This window comes from Streptomyces sp. GESEQ-4, from assembly GCF_017948455.1.
Lineage (GTDB): Bacteria > Actinomycetota > Actinomycetes > Streptomycetales > Streptomycetaceae > Streptomyces.
On the sequence record NZ_JAFFSU010000001.1, the window covers coordinates 1,023,475 to 1,045,176 of the forward strand.

The window sequence follows — 21,702 nt, forward strand, 5'->3', positions numbered from 1 at the left end:
CCGCTTCCCGTGGGTACAGGTCGTGGTGGCGGGGTGGTCGGGTGCGCAAGGCCCCGCGAAATGTGGTGACGCGGGCCCGGACGGTCGAGCTGGTCCGGGCTGCGGGTTGTACGTGCCGAATCAGCATCCGTCCTGCTCGCGCAGCATGGTGGTGCTCGTGGAGGGTGCCGCCCACTTGATCCCGGGCCCGGTGCGGCCGATGCCCGTTGTGGAACGACTCCAACTCGCACAGGGTGTGCAGGAGGTGGTTGGAGTTCAACGGCGGTATCCGGATACCGCGGATGAACTCCAGTCCGGCATCCCAGCGTTCCTCTGTCCCGACAGCCTCCAAGAAGGCAGCTGTTGTGCCGTCGTCGTTGACTTCCCGCGGCCGATCGCCCAAAAGGCGCAGGTCGAGGATGCCCTGTCGGACGGCAGCGGCTCGCAGCGCACTGGCCCCGGAGTTCACATCAAATTCGGGTGCACAGCAGCGGAACGGGGTGTCGGCCACCTGGCAGGCTCGGCCGGGCACACGGGGTGGTACTTCTCGTCCTCCAGGTACAGCGAACGCCCTACCGGAGTCAGGTTCCGGCGGAGGGCCCGGCAGATCGCGTCGATCGCTTCCTGCGAACTGGAGAAGGGCGATGCTCCACAGGCGTGTGTCGCCGTCGCCGCTGCCGGTGGCGAGGGTGCAGCCGTCGGGGCTGAACATCCCGTCCAGACGATGAAGCCCGCCCGACAAGGACCTTGCGGGTCTCGCCGGTGGTCAGGTCACCACTCGAGAGCCACGTCGAATGGGCAGTTCTCACCGCCCGGCTTCTGCGGCTGCTGCCGGACCTGACCCAGCGCCCCCTTGAAGGGTGTCACCCGTCTCGCAGATCCGCTTGCTCACATCCCGTGGGGAGCAGAGCAGCCCTCGTCGTGGTGACCGGACCAGCTCAGCGAACCGTGCCGGCGGCGCCGCCGCACGCGCAGGGCTTTCGCGCCGGGGCGGCTCCGGGATCCGTGAGGCGGGAGGCCGCGGCCTGGAGAAGCGCCGCGGCCGTGAGCCTGACGACAGGGCGACCGATTGCCCGGCGCAGCAGCTCTGCCCGCCGGTTCACTGGCTCCCGCCGCCGACGAGCTCGTAGCCGGCCTCGTCGACCGCTGCGGCGACGGCGGCGGAATCCAGCTGCTGTTCGCTGGTCACCGTGACCTGACCCGACGGCAGATCCACCTGGACGTCCTCGACTCCGGGGAGGCCGCCGAGTTCGGAGCTGACGGCCTGGACACAGTGGTCGCACGTCATGCCTTTGACGTCGTACACCTTCTGAACCATGTTCTTGCTCCTTCCGAAGAGGAGTGCCCATGATACCCCTAGGGGGTAAGCTCGCCCCGGGGTGGGAGTGGTTCCGGAGGCATCCCAACCACTAACGTCCTTAGTGGTGTGGCGCTTCACCATAAGCCGTATGACGCCGAGAACGGAGGTCGGGCGGGATGGACGCATGGCAGCCGATGCTGGTCCTTCTCGGTGTGGTCGGGGCCGGGCTGGCGATCCTCTACGGATTGGGCCTGTGGCTGGCGGCAGCGCGGACTCCCCTGGAGACGGGCCCTTTCGCCGGAGGTCTCAAGCCGGGCGAGCACGCCGTTTCCCGGTTCCATGTGCGCTGGTACGCGGTCACCATGATCTTCCTGGCCTTCGACATGGAGATGCTCTTCATGTACCCGTGGGTGAAGGTCGTCTCCGAAGTGGGCACCACGGCCGTCGTCGAGATGTTCCTTTTCCTGGGGATCCTCTTCGCGGCGGTGGCCTACGCCTGGCGTGAGGGGGCCCTGCGGTGGACCTGAGAAGTCTTCTGCGGCGTACGGCGATGCGGCGCCCGGCGGTCCTGGCGGTCGCGCTGCCCGGAGCGACGGACATCCGGCTGGAGGTGGAGGCAGAGGTACGCCGGCAGGGGTGGGCGATGGCGGGCGCCCCGGCCGCCGCCGACCTGTTGGTCGTCTGCGGCGCCTCGGAGCCGTGGGACGCGGAGTGGCTGGACGACATCGAGCGGTCGATGCCGGACCCGGCCGTGCGCATCGTGGTCGAGGAGACCGGGCACGCCGCGCACGCGCTCGAAATGGCGCGGAGGGATCTGACGGACAGGGCGGTTACTCCGCGCGAGACCGAAGGGGACGACGAGCAGGAGGCTGCGGCGGGTGAGTCTGGCGGGCGTGCGCAAGGGGAGCATCAAGGGCACGGTGATGATCAGGGCCACGGCGCGCACCACGGCAACTCGCCGCCTCCCGCACCCGACGATCAAGGTCATCCGCACCGCTCCATGGACCACGGACATGGCGACCATGCGGCTCACTCCGGCCATGAGGGCCACGAGAACCACCACCCCGACGACCACCGTGCCCCGCACATGGACCACACCGAGCACGAAGGCCATTCCGGCCATATGGATCACATGGGCCACGACATGCATGCCATGGGGGACGTAGCGGGCCTGCCCATGGCCGAACGGGCCGACGACCGTGACGAGCTGAGACTCGATCAGCTTCACGTACCGATCGGCCCCGGCCTGACCGACTGGCCGACAGGGCTCGTTCTCCGACTTACTCTGCAAGGAGACGTCGTACAGGACGTAGAGGTCGACCACCTCCCCGTACCGCCCGGCCATCGACTGCCCTTCTGGGACGAGCCATGGCTGCGGGCGGCGCAGGGGGAGGAAGTCACCAGCGGAAGTGCGGTGCGTCGGCGCTGCGCCGCGCATTTGGACAGTGTGGCGCGGCTCCTCGCTGTCGTCGGCTGGGACGACGTCGCCGCGCGGTGCCGTCGGCTGCGGGACGAACTGCTGTCGGGGGCGCCGCGCGAAGGGATCGGCGGCGACCTGCGCGGGGTACTGCGCAGAGTGCGGCGCTCACGCACCCTGCGTTGGTCGATCGCCGGGCTGGGGGAGTTGTCGTCCGCCAGAGCGGGCGAGGCAGGAGTGACCGGACCGGCCCTCACTGCGGACGGGGACGCATACGACCGACTGCGGATCTGGCTGGACGAGGTCGAGCGCGGCCTCGAAGTACTCGACGACGAACAGCCATTGACGCCGGACGATCTCACCGGCCCGCGCGGACGCCTGGACGGACCGCAGCCGCCGTCGCAGGCGCTGCTCGACATCCTTCCGGAGTTGCTGACCGGCGCGGAGTTCGCCTGTGCGCGGATCATCGTGGCCAGCCTGGACCCCGACCTCGAGGAACTCGCGCTCGTGCCCGTGTCCGGAGCGGCCCATGGCTGATGCCGCGCCCCTCTGGGCGACCGCCATCCTCCCTGTCGCCCTGGCCATGGCCGCAGTGATCACGGCTGGGTTCGACGCGGTGCTGTCCGCGGCGGCCGAGAGCGGTCCCGCCAGGAGCGTCCGAGAGGCCGGGCGCCGCGCGATGGCCCCGTTACGCGAAGCCCTGCGGCTGCTCGTCCAGCAGCCGCGCCGTACGACGGCCGCCGACCGGCTCCTCGGACGGCTGGGCGTTGTGCTGGTCCCGGTGGCGGCGGTGCTCGCGGGTGCCGTACTGCCGTGGGGTTTCCGTTCCGTGAGCGATCCGTCCGTCGGCATCGTGTGGTTCAACGCGATGGAGGCACTGGCCTGGGCGGCGGTCTGGCTGGCGGGCTGGGGGCCGAACTCGGCGCTGTCGCTGATCGGTGGGTACCGGTTCCTGGCGCAGGGCCTGGCGTACGAACTACCGCACATGTTCGCGATCACCACCGCTGCCCTGGGAGCCGAGTCGCTACGGGTGGGCGACGTGGTCGCGGCTCAGGACGGGCTGTGGTTCGTGGTGTGGATGCCGGCCGCGTTCGTCGTCTACCTGCTGAGTGCGCTCGCGATGGCCTTCTGGGGGCCGTTCGCGTACCCGCTCGCACAGGACGCGGCAGGGGGCGCCGCCGCCGAACTGGCGGGCGTGGACCGGCTGGTGTTCCTGGGTGGCCGGTGGATGCTGCTCGTGGTGACCGCCGGCTTCAGCGTGCCGCTGTTCCTCGGCGGCGGGCACGGCCCGCTCCTGCCGGGCTGGGCGTGGACGCTGCTGAAGACGGCGGCGGTGCTGGCGCTGTTGGTGGCAGGGCGTCGGCTGCTGCCCGTGCTGCGGATGGAGCGGTACATGGAGCTCGCGTGGATGGTGATGGTGCCGCTGACGCTGCTTCAGGCCCTGTTCGTGGCCGTCGTCGTCCTGAACCGATGAGGAGGTGAGGGCCGTGCTTGACGACGCGATCTTCTGGGTGTTGGCCCTGCTGGCGGTGGCCAGTGGAGTCATGGTGTTCCGGTACGACTCCATGGCCCGAGCCACGTACGCGCTGCTGGCCTCTCTCCTGTGCGTCGGCGGTGAAGTGCTGCTGCTCGGGCTGGACTACCTCGGGGTCGTGATCGTGCTGATGATGACCATCGAGATGGCCATCATGGCCGTATTCATGGTGATGTACATGATGAACCCGGCCGGGCTCATGCCGATGACCATGGTCCACAACACGAAGGGCGCGGCCGTGATCTGCGCGGCGGTCTTCGCCGTACTCGCCGCCGGGATCCTGCTCGCCCCGTGGCCGTCCCGGCGCGGCAGGCCGTCGGCCGATCCGACCATGGACCTGGGCCTGTCGCTGATGGGTCCGCAGATGCTCACCATGATGACCTTGGGCCTCGCCCTGTTCGCCACCATCGTCGCGACCGTCGTTCTGGCCACGCGCCGGGGCCGCTACGACCGTTTCGGCGACGACCTCAAGGCGCGCACCGCCGACGACCCGGTACGGGGAGGGATGGGCCGATGAGCCTGGAACTCTTTCTGCTGCTCGCAGCGGCTCTGTTCAGCATCGGCCTGTTCGGCGCGCTCACCCAGCAGTCGATCGTGATGCTGATGATGGGGCTGGAACTGATGCTGGGCGGCGTCATCGTCGGCGCGGCGGCCGTGTGGCACTACATCGCCCCGGCAGCGGCCGACGGGCAGGTGCTGGTCGTCCTGGCGGTCACGGTCATGGCGGTGGAGATGGCCATCGGCTTCGCCGTGGTCACCGCGCTGTTCCGATCCCGCGAGGTCGACATGACCGACATGGCGGCGGAGTTGAAGGAGTGAGCGCGCTGCTGTGGGCGCTCGTCGCGCTGCCGCTGACCGTGGGGATGCTCCTGGCGGTCGTCGGCCGCCCGGCGGACCGGTACGCCCCGACGGTCGCGGTCGGTACGGCCGTTGCTGCCCTCGGCCTCGCCGTCGCGGTGGCCTTCGAGCACCCTCGGGTCGAGGCGCCGCTGCTTGAAGGGCTTCCAGTCGGGCTCGCGGTCGACGGGCTGTCGGGCCTCATGGTCGTGACCGTCACGGCGGTGACCGCGGCCGTCCTCCTGTTCAGCGTCGGGGACATCGGGCCGGGCGAGGCACGCGCCCGCTTCTTCGGGCTGATGCTGCTGTTCGGCGGCGCGATGCTGACGACGGTCACCGCGACCACGCTGACGGTCCTGCTGATGGCATGGGAGGTGATGGGCGCCACCTCCTGGGCCCTGATCGGCTACTGGTGGCGCGACCCTGAGCGGGGGGACGCCGCCAACACGGCCTTCCTCACCACCCGCGCCGCCGACCTCGGCCTCTACCTCGCAGCCGGGGCGGCCCTGGCGAGCGGGCAGGCCGGCTCCCTCGCCCTCGACGAGCTCCCGGACGCGACCGGCGCGTGGTCGGCGGTCATCACCGCCGGAGTCATCACGGCCGCGTTCGGCAAGTCGGCCCAACTGCCCTTCAGCTTCTGGCTGTCCAGGGCCATGCAGGGCCCGAGCCCGGTCTCCGCCCTGTTGCACTCGGCGACCATGGTGGTGGCCGGGGCGTATCTGCTGCTGCGGCTGGAGCCGCTGCTCGCGCAGTCCGGTTGGGGTGGGCCCGTGGTGGCGTGGACGGGTGCGGTGACGGCGGTGGTGCTCGGTCTGATCGCCGTGGCGCAGACCGACCTCAAGCAGCTGCTCGCCGCCTCCACCTGTGCACAGATCGGCTTCATGGTGCTCGCCGCCGGGGCCGGTGCGGTCACCGGCGGAACCCTGCAACTCATCGCGCACGCCGCCGCGAAGAGCCTGGCCTTCCTCGTCGCGGGCGCCTGGCTGACCACCCTCGGCACCAAGGCACTGCCCGCCCTGCGAGGCGCGGCCCGGCGGCACCGTACGGCCGGGATCACCTTCAGTGTCGCGGCCCTGGCTCTGGCCGGGGTCCCGCCTTTGGCGCTGTGGGCGGCGAAGGACGTACTCCTCGCCGGCGCCCTTGAGGACAACACGGCGCTGTACGTCGTCGGGCTGGCCGCCGCGGTGATCTCCGCGGTCTACAGTGCGAAGGCCCTGTGGTTCGTTTGGCAGCCCGCTCCCGTACCGGACGACCGTGAGGAGCCGCTGCCGTATACGACCCGACTGCCGCTGGTCACGCTGGCCGTCGCCTGCGCCGCCCTGACGGTCACGTCCTTCCCGCCCGTACGGGAGGCGGTCGAGCGGGTGCTCGGCGGCGAGGGCCAACCGGGCCCGGAGGCCTGGGAGTTGGTCCTGTCCGGCACGCTCGCGACGGCCGTCTCCGCTCTCGTCTGGATGCGTGGACCCCAACTCCTCACTCTCCATGGCCGGATCACTGCCTGGGCGTCCGACTGGCTGCGCCTGGAGAACGCGGCACGAACCCTCCTCGTACGCCCGGTCATGCGCCTCGCCGATGCCCTCGCCGCCTTCGACGACCGGGTGCTGGACCACGCCGTCGAAGGCACCGCCCGCGGCTCGGTCCGGTTGGCCCAATGGACCAACGCCCAGGCCGAGCGGCTCGTCGACGGCACGGTGGAGGGCGTGGCGGGCGGTGCCCGCGTGTTCGGCCGCTGGGCGCGCAGGCCGCAGACCGGGCAGTTGCATCAGTACCTCGCTCAGGCGGTCGCCGCCTTCACTGTCCTCGCCGTCGTCCTCGTCCTCGTGAGGTGACCGCCGTGCTCACGGCCATCGTCCTGCTCCCGACCGCCATGGCGGCCCTCCTGTTGTGCGTGCCGCGCAGCGCGCCACGCACTCTGTTCCTGACGGCTTGGGCGGTGACGGCCGCCGTAGAACTGATCCTGACGGTGATCGTCTGGGCGGGATACCGGGCCGACGGCGGCATGCAGTACGAGACACAGGCCCGCTGGATCCCCAGCGCCGGCATCAGCTACCACGTCGGAGTCGACGGCCTGTCCCTGCCGCTGGTGGCCGTCACCTGCGTGCTGTTCCTCGCCTGTGCCGCGTACGCCTGGCGCGAGACCCGGCGGCCCAGGGAGTTCGCGGCCCTGTTCCTCTTCCTCCAGACCACATGCCTCGGCCTGTTCGTCGCCCTCGACCTGATCCTGTTCTTCGTCTTCTTCGACCTGTCCATCGTGGCGATGTACTTCATCATCGCCGGGTGGGGACACAAGGACGCCGCCCGCGCCGCGCTGAAGTTCTTCCTCTACACCTTCATCGGCTCCCTCGCCCTGCTGCTCGGCTTCATCGGCCTGTACCTGGCCGCCGACCCGCACACCTTCGACATCGTCGAACTGACCGACGCCAACCCACTGGCCGGACGCGGGACATACGGCGGCCTCGTCCTCCTCGCCGTCGCCGTCGGCCTTGCGGTCAAGACCCCGACCGTGCCCTTCCACACCTGGCTGCCGCCCGCCCACACCGACGCCCCGGCCGCCGGGTCGGCGATCCTCGCCGGGGTGCTGCTGAAGATGGGCACCTACGGTTTCCTGCGCATCGCCATGCCCGTCCTGCCCGACGCCTGGCGGGACTTCGCCCTCGTCTTCGTCGTCGTCGGCGTGGTCTCCGTGCTGTACGGAGCGCTGGTCGCCCTCGCCCAGACCGACTTCAAACGGATGGTCGCCTACACCTCCGTCAACCACATGGGCTACATCATCCTGGCGATCGGCGCGGCCGGTGCCGTCGGCGCCGGGCAGGAGGAGGCCCGCCGACTCGCCATCACCGGGTCCGTCTTCCAGATGGTCAGCCACGGGCTGCTGACCGGGGCGCTGTTCCTGCTCTCCAGCGTGCTGTACGAGCGCGGGCGGACGTACGAGATGTCCGCGTACTCGGGTGTCGCCGGGCGGGCGCCCGTTTTTGCCGCGCTGACCGGCGTCGCCGCTTTCGCCTCCCTCGGGCTGCCCGGCTTCTCCGGCTTCATCGCCGAGTTTCAGATCCTCACCGGGAGTTTGGGGCCGGAGCCGGTCGCCACCGGCCTGGCCGTGCTCGGGATCCTGCTCACCGCCGGCCTGTTCCTGCGCGCCCTGCAACAGGTCTTCCTCGGTCCGCTGCGGCTGCCCGTCGCCGCGCCGGGTACCGACCGGCCGTTCCCCGACATCCGCCTCCACGAAGGGCTCGCGATCGTCCCGCTGCTGGCCCTGGGCGTCGTCCTCGGCCTCGCTCCCAGGTTCGTCCTCGACGTCGTCGAACCCGCCTCGCGCACCGTGCTGGAGCTGCTCGCGCGATGAACGAGATGACCGGGATGAACGAGAACCCCCTCGACCTCCTGCCCGAGGTCCTGCTCGCCGCCTCCGCCGTACTCGGCCTGCTGCTCGGAGCGTGGCTGCCGCGCCGTCGCCAGTGGCTGACCGGGGCCCTGGCGGGAGCGGCCTGCACCGCGGGGATCGTGGCCGCCGCGATGGCCGCGACCAAGCCCGTGGAGACGGCCTTCGGCGAGTCCTTCGCCCTGGACACGCTCACGGCCACCAGCAGGATCGTCATCCTCGGCGCCACGCTGCTGGTCCTCGCGCTCGCCATGCCGCGCCTGTACGCCGACCCGCGCGAGACCGAGTTCTACGTCTTGCTCCAACTGGCCTCCGTCGGCGCCCTGATGATGGCCGGATCCCAGGACCTGCTCCTCCTCGCCGCCGGCTACCTGCTGGCCGGCGTGCCCGCGTACGCGCTCGCCGGGTTCCGCAAGGACGGCCCCGGAACCGAGGCAGCTCTGAAGTTCTACGTCGTAGGCGCCCTCCTCGGCGTCGTGATGCTCGCCGGCATCACCATCCTGCTCGCCGCCGGGCGGGCCACTGCGTATCCCATGCTGCGCACCGAACTCGCCGAGGCACCGGCCGGATTGGTGGCGGTCGGCACGCTGGCCCTGCTCGCCGGTGTCCTGTTCAAGGCCGGCGGCGTGCCCGGCCACTTCTGGGTGCCGGACGCCGTCCAGGGCAGCTCGGCGCCGGTCGCCGCCTTCCTCACCACGATCCCCAAGATCGGCGCCCTGGCGGCGTTCTACCGACTCGCCGCCGTGCCGCTCGCGGACGCCGACCTGCCATGGGCAGATCTGGTGGCCGTGCTCTCGGTGGCCTCGATGACACTCGGCAACCTGGCGGCCTTCTTCCAACAGGACGTCAAACGGCTCCTCGCGTACTCCACCATCAGCCAGGTCGGCTATCTCCTGCTCCCGGTGGCCGTTGCCGGCCGCACCGACCTCGACCAGGAGGCGCTGCTGTACTACCTGGCCGGGTACGCGCTGACCAACCTCGGCGCCTTCGCTGTCGTCTGCGCACTGCCCGCAGCCCACACCATCGACGACTACCGGGGCCTGGCGCGGACCCAACCGGCTCTGCTGGCCTCGCTCGTCGTCTGCCTGCTGGGCCTGGTGGGCACGCCCCCGACGGCCGTCTTCCTCGGCAAACTGGAAGCCTTCAGCGCTGCCTTCGACGGCGGCTACGCATGGCTGGCGGTCGTCGCGGCCGTCAACACGGTGGCTTCGCTCTTCTACTACCTGCGCTGGATCGCCCCGGCGTTTCTCGCACGCGGAGCCGTCGGTGATCCGGGTACGCGGTCAAGATCAGCTGCCGTCGTTGCCTACGCGGCGGCGATCGGATCCGTCGTACTCGGGCTGCTGGGCGGGGCTGTCCTGGACATGCTGGGCGGACCGCTCGCGCGATGACGCGCCCAGTCGCGCGCCGGAGGAATCGCGGTGTCCTCGCCTGGCGAGGCTGCGGGGGCGACGGGCCGCCCTGGCCGCGTCGATGCCGCCGAGTGACAACAGAGGATGGGCGCAGTGGCGCACGGAGATCGCGTCCCGAGGAGGGACGGCCGATGGGCGTGAGCCGGCCGGGCCCGGTCCGGTGGCCGTTCTATGAAGCGGCTTAGTAGTATGTCTGGCATGTTGCGTGTGAGCGGTCGGCTGCGTGCGGGCGGCGCCTTCGGGTACCTCCTGCTCGTAGCCGTGCTCACATTCGGCGTGTTCGCCATGCACACGATGGGCCATCCGGAGCACTCTTCGGGCTCGGCGGCCGGCCCTCTCCATGCCGTCGTAGGCCCGCACCAAGGCGGCATGGCCCAAGGGGCCGCCGACACCCAGACATTCGCAGGGCCTGACAAGGCGATGGCGGACCACGGCGCCGCGACACCGGCGTCGTCGTCGGCCGCGGTGGACGAGCCCACGATCAGCATGGACGTGCTGTCTGTGTGCGTGGCGGTGCTCAGCGGCTGGCTGCTCTGGTTGTTCCTGTGCGCCGCATCGCGCCGCAAGGAGCAGCTGACGGCGCTGCTCGCCCGGGCGATGGCCGTGCTGTGCCCCAGCCCACCACCCCCGAGACCTCTCCTCGTTCAGCTGTCAGTGCTGCGGATATAGGCCGGACCGCAGCGCGGGCCGTGTCACGCCCGCGCACGCCGTGCCTATCCCCACAATCACTGACAGAACTCATCGAACGAGGTATTTCGCACATGACTGCCCACAACTCTGTCTTGCACCGCCGTCTTCGTCGTCGTATGGCGATCGTCAGTACCGTCGCGGCGGGTGGGCTGCTGCTCGCCGCCTGCGGCGGGGACGACATGGAGGGCATGGACCACGGGAGCGGCACCTCCGCCTCTGCCACGTTCACCCCGACGACGGCGGGTGACACCCCGGCGCCCGGCGCCTTCAACGACGCGGACGTCATGCTCGCGCAGATGATGATCCCGCACCACGAGCAGGCCCTGGAGATGGCCAAACTCGCGGACGGGCGGGCCTCCGACGCGGAGATCAAGACCTTGGCCGCGGACATCGAGAAGGCCCAGGATCCCGAGATCCAGACGATGAAGTCCTGGCTGAAGGCATGGGGCAAGCCGGAGTCCGCCGAGGAGAGCATGCCCGGCATGGACCACGGCTCCGGTGGCATGGACCACGGATCCGGGACGTCCGGGATGATGTCCGAAGAGGACATGCAGAAGCTCGCGGCCGCCAAGGGCGGCGAGTTCGACCGGATGTTCGCGGAGATGATGATCGAGCACCACGAGGGCGCGATCACCATGGCGGAGGACGAGCAGAAGAACGGCCGTGACGCCGCGGCCAAGAAGCTCGCCGCCGACGTCGTGAAGACCCAGTCCGCCGAGGTCGAGAAGTTCGAGAAGATCCTCGACCGGATCTGATCCGCACCACCCACTGACTGCCCAGGGCTCCGAGGCGCGCACCCGAGGAGCCCGGGCGGTCTTCTCCCTGTGCCCCGCCAAACAGTGATCGGCCGTCGCCGTTCCGGTGCACCCTTACGCCCCGAGGAATCATGAACAAACGCCCCGCTGTCGTGGCAGCCACTGCCCTGGCTCTCACCCTCACTCTGGCCGCCTGCTCCGACGGTGGAGAGAGCGAGGAGTCGACCGACAAGTCCGCCGCTGCCGGGACGACAGTTAGCCACATCCACGGTCTCGGTGTGGACCCCACCGACCAGCGCCTCTACGTTGCCACCCACGAAGGCGTCTACACCCCCGATGCCCAGGGGGAGGCAGAGCTGGTGGGCGACAGCAGGGACGACTTCATGGGCTTCACCATGGCCGGCGCGAAGACCTTCTACGCCAGCGGCCACCCAACCTCCGGTGGCAACAAGGGGCTCATCAAGAGCGCCGACGCGGGCAGGACCTGGAAGTCCCTGTCCTTGTCCGGCGAGTCCGACTTCCACGCTCTGGACTTCGCCCACAGCACGGTCTACGGCTACGACTCCACCAACGGCCTGGTCCGCACGACCAAGGACGGCATTTCCTGGAAGGACGGGGCCCGGATCGAAGCCCTGGACATAGCGGTCAGCCCGACGGACCCCGGCGTCATCCTGGCCACGACCGCGGACGGAGTCGTTCGAAGCGGCGACGGCGGGAAGACCTTCGCTCAAGCGCAGAAGCCGGTGATGGCCTTCCTCTCCTGGAGCACGAAGGACGCCCTCTACGGCATCGACACCTCTGGCGGCCTGAACAGCAGTGCGGATGGCGGCATCACGTGGAAGAAGACCTCCACTGTGCCGGGCGGCCGGCCGCAGGCACTCACCGCTGTCGCGGCCGAGCACGTCCTCGCCGCCACTCAGACCGGGGTCTTCGAGTCGAAGGACGGTGGCACAACATTCAAGAAGCGCCTGGCCGTTACGTCGAGCGGCGGCCACTGATCGGTCGAGCGCCGCAGTCTCAAGAGCCTGGCGGGACTCAAAGCGGCGTGACGCAGTAGGGGCGGCGACGGGCGGTCAGGCGGCCATCATGACGAGCATGGCGCACATCGTGCTACCCATGCCGATATGGGCCGTCAGGGCCGCCCCCGGTGACGTGCCCGGCGGGCGACGGCGGCTCCGGTTGCCCCCTGCCGCATGTGCCCGGCGCTTGTTCCCTCCCGACCGGGCCATGTCCCAGACGGAGACGGCCAGGGAGGCGAGGAACACCACGATCGTGTCGGGCAAGGCGAGAAGCCGCCGCGCCCAGCGGCTCCTGCCCGCACCGCGGCCCGCACCCTCCCGCCGGTCGGTGCCGCGAACCCGCGCCCACACGGACGCGACGATCGAGAGCAGGAAGTACACGGCCAGTGCGACAAGAACGACACGCCACACAGAAGCCGTGCCTCCCGCCGCGGCGTTCTCGGTGGCGCCGGCCGTCATGTCGTGGGCGGTCATTCCCGAGGAGTGGTTCATGCCTTCCGCGTCCCCGGCCATGCCCGCCATCTCGTGGCCGTGGGCCGTCGCGGCGGATCCGTGGCCGTGCCCATGCCCCATGCCGGCCATCGAGTGCCCGCCCAGAGCCAGCACCGGCCCGGATTCGGTGCCCGGCATGGCCAGCGTCATGATGACCATGGCGGCACTGCCGATGATGTGGTGCGCCCAGCGGCGGCCGTGTCGCCAGCCGTGCATCCGAGAGTGGCGTACGGACAGGGCCACGCCGCCGAGGCCGACGGCGGTGAACCCGGTCACCCACCACAGACTGTGGTCCCCGAAACTGGCGGCCGTCGCGGGCAGGAACATTGCGGCCATGCCGCCGGCCATGAGGACGTCGCCTCCGGCTGCGAACCGGGCCTCTCCGCCGTCGGCAGCGGCCAGCCGGGCCGCGCTCACGACGGCCACGAGTGCGGCCACCGCCGCCAGCGTCCAGGTCATAGCGGGACTTCCCATTGGTGCCCTCCGCGTCGACCGGCAGTCGCCCGCGGCGTATTCGCGGGCATGTCGACGTGCATCGTCCTCTGGCTGCCATCTACTGATGCCCTTAGTACGTAGGGGAGTCAAGAGGCGTTCAGCAGAAGGGAGTTTGCCTGAGGGCCTCAGTGCTGTGGAGGGCGCATGCCGGCGAGGGTGACCGCGACCAAGCGCCGCACGGCAGCCTCGGACGGCAGCGTTCGTGCTGCCGCGAGGGCGCTGAGGCAATAGCGCGTGAGCTCGGCCGGGGGGATGTCGTCCCTGACGTCGCCGGCCCGTGCTGCCTCGGTCACCAGCTCTTGAACCATGTGGTGAAGGTGCAGGTGCGCGTGGGCAAGGTGGTTGCCACTGTCCTGGTGCAGGAAGACGCCGAGCTCCATGTCGTGGTGGCCGTGCGATGCGTGGGTGATGAGGGCGTAGGCCTCGAGCACCGCTTCGAAGCGGGCGCCGGGGTCGTCGGTGCGGTCCCGGACTTCCGTCAGCTGGGCGAGGTGACCGGCGATCTCGCGCGCGTGCCAGGCATGCAGGATCGCTTCGACGTCCGGGAAGTACTTGTACAGCGTGGCCCGACCGATACCGACCGTCTCCGCGATCTGAGACATCGTCAGCGACAGCGGGCCCTTCTCGGTCGCCAGGGCGGCGGTGCTGTCCAGGATGGCGTCGCGCACGTCCCGGCGGTGCGCCTCGATCGTCTCGTTCCACAGCTTCGGCACGCGGAAAGCGTACGCGATGCCGACCGTGCGGCACTATGGTTTGACGGCGACAATGTGTATCGATAAATCTGGGATCGTTCGCACGGCACGGCGCCCAGGCCTGGGCGAGACAAGGAGAACCCCTCATGGTGGATCCGTCCCAGGAGCCGGACGCTCGCGACATGACCGATGAGGCTTCCGTCAGCGGCGCGAGTGGGGGAGTGCCGCGTTGGGTGAAGGTGTCCGGGCTCGTCGTGCTGGTCGTGGTCCTTCTCGTCGTGGTCATGCTGCTGGTCCCGGGCAACCACAGTCCGGGCCGTCACCTCGGCGGACAGGCTCCGCTCGTCGGTGTCGCTGTTACCACCGGTCCGGCAGCAGGAGGCACCGGATGACGATGCCGCCTCGCCTGCGCAAGCCGGCTCTCATCGCGCACGTCACGGCCTCGGTCGGCTGGCTCGGCGCGGTCGTCGCCTTTCTCGCCCTGTCGGCGATCGGTCTGACCAGCCAGAACCCGGCGACGGTACGCGGGGTCTACCTCGTGATGGAGCCGGCCGCCTGGTACGCCCTTGTCCCCCTGGCCTTCGCCGCGCTCCTCACCGGCATCGTCCAGTCCCTGGGAACGCCCTGGGGCCTCTTCCGGCACTACTGGGTCCTGTTCAAACTCCTGATCAACGTGGTTGCCACCGTCGTACTGCTGATCTACATGGGTACGTTCAGGTCAATGGCGCACATGGCAGCCGACCCGGGGGCCGAGCTGTCCTCGGTGCGCAACTTCTCGCCTGTCCTGCACTCCGTACTCGCGCTGGTCGTGCTGCTGCTCGCCATGGCCCTTGCGGTGTACAAGCCGCGGGGCGTCACCCCGTTCGGGCAGCGGAAGCAGCGGGCGCAGAGGGAGAGCCGTACTGCGCCGGGAGCGGTGTCGGTGTCCGTGCCTCAGGTGTGAGGGGCTGAGGGCGCGAGCTGTGAGCGGCCAGGTCCCCGGCAAGGAGATCAGGCTGTCCGCCGGCGACACCCTGGCCGCCGAAGTCTCCAACCAGCTGCCGAACAAGACCACCACCCCCACGTCGGCGTCCAGCTCGACCGGGGCCTCTACGCACCGCTGATCGTCGAGGACCCCAAGGAGCCGCTGTCGTACGACGACGAATGGGTCGTCGTCCTGGACGACTGGATCGACGGAGTCACGGGCATCCCGACGAAGTCCTCGCCGAGCTGCGACAGGGCATGGGCGGCATGGAGGGCATGGACAGGGGGGACGACTCCGCGTCCCCGTCCGCCTCGCCCGCCTCCGGCGGGATGTCGATGAAGTTCATGCTCATGGGCGCCGAGAGCGAGCAAGCGGGTCCGGCTGCGCATCATCAACGCGGGAGGCGACACCGCGTACCGGGTGGCGCTCGGCGGCCACAAGCTGACCGGCACCCACACCGACGGTTTCCCCGTCGAGCACCAGCAGGTCGACGCCCTGTTGATCGGGATGGGGGAGCGGTACGACGCCCTGGTCACCCTGGGCAACGGCGTCTTCCCGCTCGTCGCGCTGGCCGAGGGCAAGGACGCCACCGGCATGGCTCTGGTCCGTACGGGATCCGGCAGCGCGCCGAAGGCGACCGTCCGCCCGAAGGAGCTACGACTGGGCCATCAACGGCAAGGCGTACGACATGGCCGACCCGGCCGGGCATCCGCTCACGATCGAAGAAGGGCACGGCCACACCTACCAGCTCGGGGACGACGGCCCGCGCAAGGGCACCTCCATCGTGCTGCCGAAGAAGAAGCTGTCCGTCATCTTCGACGCCGACAACCCCGGCCAGTGGATGCTGCACTGCCACAACGCGTACCACGGGGAGGTCGGCATGATGGCGCTGGTCGCCTACCAGGCCTGAGCGGCGGGCCGTCGACTCGGAGGCATGAGTGGCGCGGTCCGTGGCACGCGGGTCCGTATGAACCACAGAGCCGTCCGTACGGACCACAGCGCCCAGTGCACCGAACCGGTCACGGCCGTCTTCACCTGGAAGGTACGCCCCGGTAGAGAAGCCGAGTTCGAGCGGTGGACTCATGGCATCACCCGTAGCGCGTCGCGGTTCCCCGGGAACCAGGGTGTCGCGTGGCTGCGCCCCGAGGACGGGCACCGCTTCCACGCGGTGGTGCACTTCGCCGACCCGGACCGGCTGTCGCAGTGGCTGACGTCTCGGGAGCGGGCGGACTGGCACGCACGGATCGAGGACATCGCCACCGAGGTCAGCGGCGAGCGGCAGTCGACCACCGGGATGGAGACGTGGTTCAGCCTGCCCGGCACGACGGTGCAGTCCCCGCCCCGCTGGAAGATGGTGCTGACCACGTTCCTCGCGGCGTATCCGCTCGTTCTGCTGGTCCAGTGGCTGCTCGTGCCCTACACGACCGGCTGGCCGCTGCCGCTGCGCGCGGTGGTCTTCCCGGCGGTACTGCTGCCGACGCTGACTTATGTGCTGATGCCCCGCCTCAGCCGACTGCTGCGGCTGTGGCTCTATCCCCCGCCCGGGGCAGACAGAAGGTGAATGCCCTCATCCGCTCGGGCGCCCGGACGACCGCGCCCCTCACGGAGGCAGCGGCCCTGTTCGTTCCTGATCGCCAAACGGCGGCCGCTTCCATCCGCGATCCGGCCATCAGGGCCGCGTGGCCGCGAAGTACGGCATGGAGTCGAGGTTGGCGATCTCGATGTTCTTGCCGGTGCGCGGTGCGTGGATGGCCTTGCCGTCGCCTATGTACAAGCCGTTGTGCTGGCTGTTGTTGTACCAGTAGATGATGTCGCCGGGCTGGAGGTCGGAGCGGGCGACCTGCCGGCCGGCGTTGTACTGCTGGTTGACGGTGCGGGGCAGCGAGACGCCGGCGGCACGCCAGGAGGCGCCGGTCAGACCGGAGCAGTCGTAGGAGTTCGGGCCGGTCGATCCCCACTCGTAGGGCTTGCCGAGCTGGGCGTAGGCGAACTCGAGCGCGGTACGGGCTCGTCCGCTGGCGGGGCCGTCGTAGGTGGCGGCGCTGTCGCTGCTGCCGGAGGCGCGGTCGGCTTCCGCCTCCGCGGCCTTGAGCTCGGCCCGCTGCTCGGCGGTGAGGCTGTTCAGGAGCTTCTGGGCCTCGCGCAGCTTGCTCTGGATCTCCTGCTTCTTCTCGCTCATCTGCTCCTGGGCCTTGCGGGCCGCCTCGAGCTTCTTCAACGCTTCGGCGCGGGTCTGGGCGAGCTCCCGCTGCTTCTGTTGAAGGCTCTTGAGCAGGGAGATCTGCCGGGAGCTCGTACGATCCAGCAGTTCCGCCTGCTCCAGGTAGTCATCGGGTTCGGCCGACAGGAAGAGCCGCACGCTCGGGTCCAGGCCACCGTCTCGGTACTGTGAGGCGGCTACCGGGCCCATCTCGCTGCGTATCCCGTTGATCTCGGCCTGCTGCTCGGCCACCCGTTCCTGTGCCCTGTTCGCGGCCTTCTGCAGGGCCGCCTTCTTCCCCTGGGCGGTGTTGTACTCCTCGGTGCCGGCCTCCGAGTCGTGGTAGAGCTCCTCGACCTCTTCGCGCACCTTCTCGATGGAGGGCTTCGGTTCGGCCTGGCTCTGTGCCGTGGACAGCAGGGAGAACGCTCCCGCCGAAGCGGCCAGTACGGCGAGCCGGGGACTGCTCGGCGGCTTCGGTCGGCGGTGGGTTCCCATCTTGCGACAACTCCTCTGTGTACCCACGCGGACAAGGCACGGTTCCCCGTGGAGTACCGGCGGCTTCGATCAAGTATGCGAGCAACTTAGTAGCTTCGTAGATGGAGTGGCAATCCACGCCGAGAAAGAGGGGCGTTTGCGCCCGGTTTACCCGATGGTGGGCACGCAGCCGAACAGCAGCGGGAGCACCGGCACCACAGCCGCTGCGACGGCCACCGATCCAAGGAGTGCGACGTGCGGTCGCCGCTGCGGGATGAGTACCCGCCTCATGCGGACCAGCGCGCTCGGGCCGCCCACCGCGAACGCGCCCGCGGGGGCGGCCTTGGCCGCCGCCATCTCGTACATGGCCGTGGCCAGCGCTTCGCGAGACTGGCGGCGCAGTGCCCGGTCGTCGGCGATCATCTCCAGGAGCACTGCGGTCTGCTCCTTGGCGTGGTGGGCGAGCGGGATTCGTCGGAAGACCCGGGCGAACGCCTCGGTGGCGGCCAGTGCCAGATGGTGGCGTCCTGCGATGTGTGAACGCTCGTGTTCGAGGACGGCATCGAGTTGCCCGGGAGACAGCAGCCGCAGGGCGCCCGCACTGACGACGACACGCGGGTTGTGCCCCGGGAGGCAGTAGGCGGCGGGCAGTTCGTGTTCAAGGATGGTGGCGCCCAGGTGATGCGAGCGCCGACCCACCATGTCCAGGACTTCCCGGTGACGGGTGCGAGCGCGTCGGCCACGGAGCACTTCGAAGAGGAAGCAGCCGAGCACCAGCAGGACCATCGAGAGCGGGAGACCGACCGCCAAGCGGTCGATGACGGTCGGGTCGGGCGCGGCGGTCGCGTTGGTCAGCCCGCAGGAATGCAGCACGCCGATCAGGTCGGCGTGCAGGTGCTCGGTCGGGCTGGCGAGGTGGTACGCGGCCAGTGCGACAGCGACGGTGAACGATACGGTCAGCCCTTGCCATACGGCCACGGCCAGGCCCGGCGCGCGGTGCGGCCAGGCGCTGCGCAGCAGCAGCCGCGGGGCGAGGAAACCGACTCCGGCCGCGTAGCCGAGCAGCGCGGGAACCGCGTTCACGACTCGGCCTGCCGCCCTGCCGTGCGCAATGCCTTGCGCAGGGCGCTGATCTCGTCGGGACTCATCTGCTGGACGAAGTGGGCGAGAGCCACCGGACGGTCCTCGCTCGCGCCGAGCGCGTCCTCCATGAGTGCCGCCGCGTACTCCTCACGACTGCGGACCGGCGTGTACAGCCAGGCCCGGCCCTGCTTGCTCCGCAGTAGCCAGCCCTTGGTGTAGAGGATGTTGGTCACGGTCATCACGGTTGTGTAGGCGAGCGGGCGCTCCTCGTTGATGTCGTCGACGATCTCCCGCACCGTCGCCGGACGCTGCCACCGCCAGAGGCGATCCATGATCTCCGCCTCGAGATCCCCCAGCCGTCGCATCGTCGCTCCCTTTCCACTGCAGTACGCAGCGCCATAGTAGAACGAGCAGCGGAATGGGTCCGATTGACCAGCGGCGACCCGGTCGCCATCGTCGCGCCCCTGGAAACCGCCTTGGAGCGCCGGAGCGCAAACAGAGCACCACCCCATCCGGTAAGCCGACCCTGCACAACGCACGAAAGCCGAGCGGATGACACACTCCGGCCGGTCGGCGGCTATACAGCCGATCCGGCGGGGCCGCAGCCGATGGTGATGACCCCGCGTATGGGGTTGCCCATCACTGAGGTCACGCCTCCTGCTGGGCGTCGATCTCGGCGATCAGGGCCTCGATGCGGGTCTTGATCTCGTCGCGGATGGGGCGCACGGAATCCACGCCCTTGCCGGCCGGGTCCTCCAGGGTCCAGTCGAGGTACTTCTTGCCCGGGAAGATCGGGCAGGCGTCGCCGCAGCCCATGGTGATGACGAAGTCGGAGGCCTGGACCGCCTCGGTGGTCAGCACCTTGGGCCGCTGGTCGGAGATGTCGACGCCGACCTCCTTCATGGCCTCCACGGCGGCCGGGTTGACCTGGTCGCCGGGGATGGAGCCGGCCGAGCGGACCTCGATCCGGTCGCCCGCGAGGTGCGTGAGGAATCCGGCGGCCATCTGTGAGCGCCCGGCGTTGTGGACGCAGACGAACAGCACCGAGGCGAGCGGAGTCGAGGACATGAGGTTCTTCCTTCTTGAGTGGGTGTACGGGGCTCAGGTGTTCGGCAGGGAGTCGAGCAGCTCGGTGATGTGGGCGTCGATCTCGTCGCGAATGCCGCGGACGACGTCGATCGGGGCGCCCTCGGGGTCGGTGGTGGGCCAGTCCAGGTAGCGGCGGCCGGGCACAACGGGGCAGGCGTCGCCGCAGCCCATGGTGATGACGATGTCGGCGGCCTGCACGACCTCGTCGGTCAGCGGCTTGGGGAAGGCGGACTCGCTCAGGTTCACCCCGACCTCGGCCAGCACCTGCCCGACGGTCGGCTCGATCTCGACGGCGGGACGCGTGCCCGCGGAGGAGACGACCACACGGCCGTGGGCCCGGTGGGCGAGGAGAGCGGCGGCCATCTGGGAGCGGCCGGCGTTGTGGACGCAGACGAACAGCACCCGCGGCAGTCCGACGCCCGGCGCGCCCTGAACGTGCGCGATGGCGTCGAGCCGGTCCTTCGTCAGGTGCTCGGTCAGCACGATCAGGTGGGTGCGGACGTGGGCGTGCTCAGCGAGACGCTCGTACGAATCGGTGATGACGCTCTGGATGGTCTCCGCGGAGAACTGGCCCCGGTACCGCAGGGCGAGCCGGGCCACGCCGGCTTCGAGATGCTCATCAGGCAGAACAGGGGGTGAGGCGGACGTCATGGTGACCCCTTTCAAAGGGGCATGGGCCCAACGGGTGTTGGGTGCGGGTCCCAGTGATCGGCAAGGATCAGCCCAGGCTGGTATCAGCCGTGGGTGATGTGAGAGTATCAGTCCATGATGACGTCAGTCGACACTGATCTGATCCGGGTTCTGGCCGATCCGCTCAGGCTCCAGATCGTGACCCTGCTCGCCAAGGAGACCCTCTGCACCACCCACCTGGTGGAGGAGACGGGCGCCCGCCAGACCAACCTCTCCAACCACCTGAGAGTGCTGCGCGAGGCCGGGGTCGTCGAGACGGAACCGTGCGGCCGGTACACGTACTACAAGCTTCGCCCGGACGTCGTCGCTGCGCTCGCGGACCAGTTCGCCGACCTGGCCGAGTCCGCCCGCACGGCGGCCGACAACAAGCGGTCCTGCCCCTGATCCCCGCCGCCTGAGGCGACTGCACCAAGGAGTCTTCGTTGACCGCCACCCACGAGTCCGCCGCGGAGTCCGTCATACCCGCTGACGAGCCGCAGCCGGCGCCCGGAGCGACACCGCCCCGTACACCCCTGGTCGCCAGGGCCGCCGCCGAACTGGTCGGCACCGCTGCCCTGGTGACCGTCGTGGTCGGGTCCGGCATCCAGGCCACCGAGCTCACCCAGGACGTCGGGGTGCAGCTGCTGGCCAACTCCCTGGCCACGGTCTTCGGGCTCGGCGTGCTGATCGTGCTGCTCGGTCCGGTCTCCGGAGCGCACTTCAACCCGGCCGTCACACTTGCCGAGTGGTGGACCGCGCGGCGAGGAGGATCCGGGGTCACCGCGCGGGAGGTCGCGGTGTACGTCCCCGCACAGATCGTCGGCGCGATCGCCGGCGCCGTCCTGGCGAACGCGATGTTCGGCGAGCCGCTGGTGGAGTGGTCCACGCATGACCGCTCGGCAGGAAACCTGCTGCTGGGCGAGGTCGTGGCGACCGCCGGTCTGATCCTCCTGATCTTCGGCCTGGCCCGCACCGACAGGCTCCGCTTCGCCCCGGTCGCGGTCGCGTCATACATCGGCGCCGCGTACTGGTTCACCTCGTCCACGTCCTTCGCCAACCCCGCGGTGACGATCGGTAGGGCCTTCACCGACACCTTCGCGGGGATCGAGCCGGGTTCCGTGCCGGCGTTCATCGGCATGCAGGTGATCGGCGCGGTGGTGGGGCTGGCACTGGTCTCGCTCATCTTCATGAACGCCCGGACCGCTCCTGAGGCGTGAGT

The 21,702-nt window shown here is 69.7% G+C and carries 24 protein-coding genes and 1 pseudogene; 17 read left to right on the forward strand and 8 right to left on the reverse strand.

Features of this window, described 5'->3' with window-relative positions:
- Window positions 1-1,078: 1,078 nt before the first annotated feature.
- Complete coding sequence (locus tag KCH48_RS04615) at window positions 1,079-1,297, reverse strand: heavy-metal-associated domain-containing protein (RefSeq protein ID WP_210570628.1); 219 nt, start codon at window positions 1,295-1,297, stop codon at window positions 1,079-1,081.
- Between the two features lie 158 nt (window positions 1,298-1,455).
- Between KCH48_RS04615 and KCH48_RS04620 the strand changes: the two genes are divergently transcribed.
- From KCH48_RS04620 to KCH48_RS04670, 11 genes are all read left to right on the forward strand, one after another.
- Window positions 1,456-1,806: an NADH-quinone oxidoreductase subunit A gene (locus KCH48_RS04620; RefSeq protein ID WP_246884715.1), complete on the forward strand. Its 351-nt coding sequence runs from the start codon at window positions 1,456-1,458 to the stop codon at window positions 1,804-1,806.
- Window positions 1,797-3,233, forward strand: coding sequence for a hypothetical protein (locus KCH48_RS04625; protein WP_210570630.1), 1,437 nt, complete (start codon window positions 1,797-1,799; stop codon window positions 3,231-3,233). Before KCH48_RS04620 ends, KCH48_RS04625 begins: the two co-directional genes overlap by 10 nt.
- Window positions 3,226-4,170, forward strand: a complete 945-nt coding sequence (locus tag KCH48_RS04630; RefSeq protein WP_210570632.1) for an NADH-quinone oxidoreductase subunit H — start codon at window positions 3,226-3,228, stop codon at window positions 4,168-4,170. Before KCH48_RS04625 ends, KCH48_RS04630 begins: the two co-directional genes overlap by 8 nt.
- Before the next feature lie 13 nt (window positions 4,171-4,183).
- The gene (locus KCH48_RS04635) at window positions 4,184-4,747 is read left to right on the forward strand and encodes an NADH-quinone oxidoreductase subunit J (protein WP_210570634.1); all 564 of its coding nucleotides are present in this window, start codon (window positions 4,184-4,186) and stop codon (window positions 4,745-4,747) included.
- Window positions 4,744-5,049 carry an NADH-quinone oxidoreductase subunit NuoK gene (gene nuoK / locus KCH48_RS04640; protein WP_210570636.1) on the forward strand — a complete coding sequence of 102 codons (306 nt, stop codon included), beginning with the start codon at window positions 4,744-4,746 and terminating at the stop codon, window positions 5,047-5,049. The genes KCH48_RS04635 and nuoK overlap by 4 nt, the downstream gene beginning before the upstream one ends.
- Window positions 5,046-6,896 carry an NADH-quinone oxidoreductase subunit L gene (locus tag KCH48_RS04645; RefSeq protein ID WP_210570638.1) on the forward strand — a complete coding sequence of 617 codons (1,851 nt, stop codon included), beginning with the start codon at window positions 5,046-5,048 and terminating at the stop codon, window positions 6,894-6,896. The genes nuoK and KCH48_RS04645 overlap by 4 nt, the downstream gene beginning before the upstream one ends.
- A 5-nt stretch (window positions 6,897-6,901) precedes the next feature.
- Entirely contained in the window at window positions 6,902-8,410 is a 1,509-nt protein-coding gene (locus tag KCH48_RS04650; protein WP_210570640.1) for a NuoM family protein, read from the forward strand.
- A 5-nt stretch (window positions 8,411-8,415) separates the two neighbouring features.
- Window positions 8,416-9,837: an NADH-quinone oxidoreductase subunit N gene (locus tag KCH48_RS04655; RefSeq protein WP_210570938.1), complete on the forward strand. Its 1,422-nt coding sequence runs from the start codon at window positions 8,416-8,418 to the stop codon at window positions 9,835-9,837.
- Between the two features lie 219 nt (window positions 9,838-10,056).
- Window positions 10,057-10,527: a hypothetical protein gene (locus KCH48_RS04660; protein WP_210570642.1), complete on the forward strand. Its 471-nt coding sequence runs from the start codon at window positions 10,057-10,059 to the stop codon at window positions 10,525-10,527.
- A gap of 92 nt (window positions 10,528-10,619) precedes the next feature.
- Window positions 10,620-11,303, forward strand: coding sequence for a DUF305 domain-containing protein (locus KCH48_RS04665; RefSeq protein WP_210570644.1), 684 nt, complete (start codon window positions 10,620-10,622; stop codon window positions 11,301-11,303).
- 131 nt (window positions 11,304-11,434) lie between these two features.
- Window positions 11,435-12,301 carry a F510_1955 family glycosylhydrolase gene (locus KCH48_RS04670; RefSeq protein WP_210570646.1) on the forward strand — a complete coding sequence of 289 codons (867 nt, stop codon included), beginning with the start codon at window positions 11,435-11,437 and terminating at the stop codon, window positions 12,299-12,301.
- Window positions 12,302-12,376: 75 nt separating this feature from the next.
- Here KCH48_RS04670 and KCH48_RS04675 read toward each other — a convergent pair whose 3' ends face one another.
- Complete coding sequence (locus KCH48_RS04675) at window positions 12,377-13,288, reverse strand: DUF5134 domain-containing protein (RefSeq protein WP_246884717.1); 912 nt, start codon at window positions 13,286-13,288, stop codon at window positions 12,377-12,379.
- 146 nt (window positions 13,289-13,434) lie between these two features.
- A complete protein-coding gene (locus tag KCH48_RS04680) occupies window positions 13,435-14,022 on the reverse strand; it encodes a TetR/AcrR family transcriptional regulator (protein ID WP_210570648.1) in 588 nt (195 codons plus the stop codon).
- Window positions 14,023-14,147: 125 nt separating this feature from the next.
- On the opposite strand from KCH48_RS04680, the gene KCH48_RS04685 reads away from it, so the two are divergent.
- From KCH48_RS04685 to KCH48_RS04700, 4 genes and pseudogenes are all read left to right on the forward strand, one after another.
- A complete protein-coding gene (locus KCH48_RS04685; protein WP_210570650.1) occupies window positions 14,148-14,393 on the forward strand; it encodes a hypothetical protein in 246 nt (81 codons plus the stop codon).
- Complete coding sequence (locus KCH48_RS04690) at window positions 14,390-14,944, forward strand: hypothetical protein (RefSeq protein WP_246884718.1); 555 nt, start codon at window positions 14,390-14,392, stop codon at window positions 14,942-14,944. The genes KCH48_RS04685 and KCH48_RS04690 overlap by 4 nt, the downstream gene beginning before the upstream one ends.
- 16 nt (window positions 14,945-14,960) lie before the next feature.
- Window positions 14,961-15,875: pseudogene (locus tag KCH48_RS04695) on the forward strand (multicopper oxidase family protein); the annotation flags it as partial.
- A gap of 57 nt (window positions 15,876-15,932) precedes the next feature.
- On the forward strand, window positions 15,933-16,526 hold the full coding sequence (locus tag KCH48_RS04700) for an antibiotic biosynthesis monooxygenase (protein WP_210570652.1): 594 nt from the start codon (window positions 15,933-15,935) through the stop codon (window positions 16,524-16,526).
- Window positions 16,527-16,634: 108 nt separating this feature from the next.
- On the opposite strand, the gene KCH48_RS04705 is transcribed toward KCH48_RS04700, so the two are convergent.
- From KCH48_RS04705 to KCH48_RS04725, 5 genes are all read right to left on the reverse strand, one after another.
- Entirely contained in the window at window positions 16,635-17,663 is a 1,029-nt protein-coding gene (locus KCH48_RS04705; protein WP_210570654.1) for a C40 family peptidase, read from the reverse strand.
- 147 nt (window positions 17,664-17,810) lie between these two features.
- Window positions 17,811-18,725, reverse strand: coding sequence for a M56 family metallopeptidase (locus KCH48_RS04710; protein ID WP_210570655.1), 915 nt, complete (start codon window positions 18,723-18,725; stop codon window positions 17,811-17,813).
- On the reverse strand, window positions 18,722-19,090 hold the full coding sequence (locus KCH48_RS04715; protein ID WP_210570656.1) for a BlaI/MecI/CopY family transcriptional regulator: 369 nt from the start codon (window positions 19,088-19,090) through the stop codon (window positions 18,722-18,724). The genes KCH48_RS04710 and KCH48_RS04715 overlap by 4 nt, the downstream gene beginning before the upstream one ends.
- 283 nt (window positions 19,091-19,373) lie before the next feature.
- Entirely contained in the window at window positions 19,374-19,793 is a 420-nt protein-coding gene (locus KCH48_RS04720; RefSeq protein WP_210570657.1) for an arsenate reductase ArsC, read from the reverse strand.
- A gap of 33 nt (window positions 19,794-19,826) precedes the next feature.
- A complete protein-coding gene (locus tag KCH48_RS04725; protein WP_210570658.1) occupies window positions 19,827-20,465 on the reverse strand; it encodes a three-helix bundle dimerization domain-containing protein in 639 nt (212 codons plus the stop codon).
- A gap of 114 nt (window positions 20,466-20,579) precedes the next feature.
- Here KCH48_RS04725 and KCH48_RS04730 point away from each other — a divergent pair, with 114 nt between their 5' ends.
- Complete coding sequence (locus tag KCH48_RS04730) at window positions 20,580-20,888, forward strand: helix-turn-helix transcriptional regulator (protein ID WP_210570659.1); 309 nt, start codon at window positions 20,580-20,582, stop codon at window positions 20,886-20,888.
- Window positions 20,889-20,926: 38 nt separating this feature from the next.
- Complete coding sequence (locus KCH48_RS04735; RefSeq protein WP_210570660.1) at window positions 20,927-21,700, forward strand: MIP/aquaporin family protein; 774 nt, start codon at window positions 20,927-20,929, stop codon at window positions 21,698-21,700.
- Window positions 21,701-21,702 lie beyond the last annotated feature (2 nt).

What these genes read in the sequence shown, in the direction of transcription:
- KCH48_RS04725 (WP_210570658.1), bottom strand. Translation starts at nt 20,465, where the DNA reads ATGACGTCCGCCTCACCCCCTGTTCTGCCTGATGAGCATCTCGAAGCC.
- KCH48_RS04620 (WP_246884715.1), top strand. Translation starts at nt 1,456, where the DNA reads ATGGACGCATGGCAGCCGATGCTGGTCCTTCTCGGTGTGGTCGGGGCC.
- KCH48_RS04720 (WP_210570657.1), bottom strand. Translation starts at nt 19,793, where the DNA reads ATGTCCTCGACTCCGCTCGCCTCGGTGCTGTTCGTCTGCGTCCACAAC.
- KCH48_RS04715 (WP_210570656.1), bottom strand. Translation starts at nt 19,090, where the DNA reads ATGCGACGGCTGGGGGATCTCGAGGCGGAGATCATGGATCGCCTCTGG.
- KCH48_RS04615 (WP_210570628.1), bottom strand. Translation starts at nt 1,297, where the DNA reads ATGGTTCAGAAGGTGTACGACGTCAAAGGCATGACGTGCGACCACTGT.
- KCH48_RS04730 (WP_210570659.1), top strand. Translation starts at nt 20,580, where the DNA reads ATGATGACGTCAGTCGACACTGATCTGATCCGGGTTCTGGCCGATCCG.
- KCH48_RS04700 (WP_210570652.1), top strand. Translation starts at nt 15,933, where the DNA reads ATGAACCACAGAGCCGTCCGTACGGACCACAGCGCCCAGTGCACCGAA.
- KCH48_RS04655 (WP_210570938.1), top strand. Translation starts at nt 8,416, where the DNA reads ATGACCGGGATGAACGAGAACCCCCTCGACCTCCTGCCCGAGGTCCTG.
- KCH48_RS04665 (WP_210570644.1), top strand. Translation starts at nt 10,620, where the DNA reads ATGACTGCCCACAACTCTGTCTTGCACCGCCGTCTTCGTCGTCGTATG.
- nuoK (WP_210570636.1), top strand. Translation starts at nt 4,744, where the DNA reads ATGAGCCTGGAACTCTTTCTGCTGCTCGCAGCGGCTCTGTTCAGCATC.
- KCH48_RS04685 (WP_210570650.1), top strand. Translation starts at nt 14,148, where the DNA reads ATGGTGGATCCGTCCCAGGAGCCGGACGCTCGCGACATGACCGATGAG.
- KCH48_RS04675 (WP_246884717.1), bottom strand. Translation starts at nt 13,288, where the DNA reads ATGGGAAGTCCCGCTATGACCTGGACGCTGGCGGCGGTGGCCGCACTC.
- KCH48_RS04630 (WP_210570632.1), top strand. Translation starts at nt 3,226, where the DNA reads ATGGCTGATGCCGCGCCCCTCTGGGCGACCGCCATCCTCCCTGTCGCC.
- KCH48_RS04670 (WP_210570646.1), top strand. Translation starts at nt 11,435, where the DNA reads ATGAACAAACGCCCCGCTGTCGTGGCAGCCACTGCCCTGGCTCTCACC.
- KCH48_RS04690 (WP_246884718.1), top strand. Translation starts at nt 14,390, where the DNA reads ATGACGATGCCGCCTCGCCTGCGCAAGCCGGCTCTCATCGCGCACGTC.
- KCH48_RS04660 (WP_210570642.1), top strand. Translation starts at nt 10,057, where the DNA reads ATGTTGCGTGTGAGCGGTCGGCTGCGTGCGGGCGGCGCCTTCGGGTAC.
- KCH48_RS04705 (WP_210570654.1), bottom strand. Translation starts at nt 17,663, where the DNA reads ATGGGAACCCACCGCCGACCGAAGCCGCCGAGCAGTCCCCGGCTCGCC.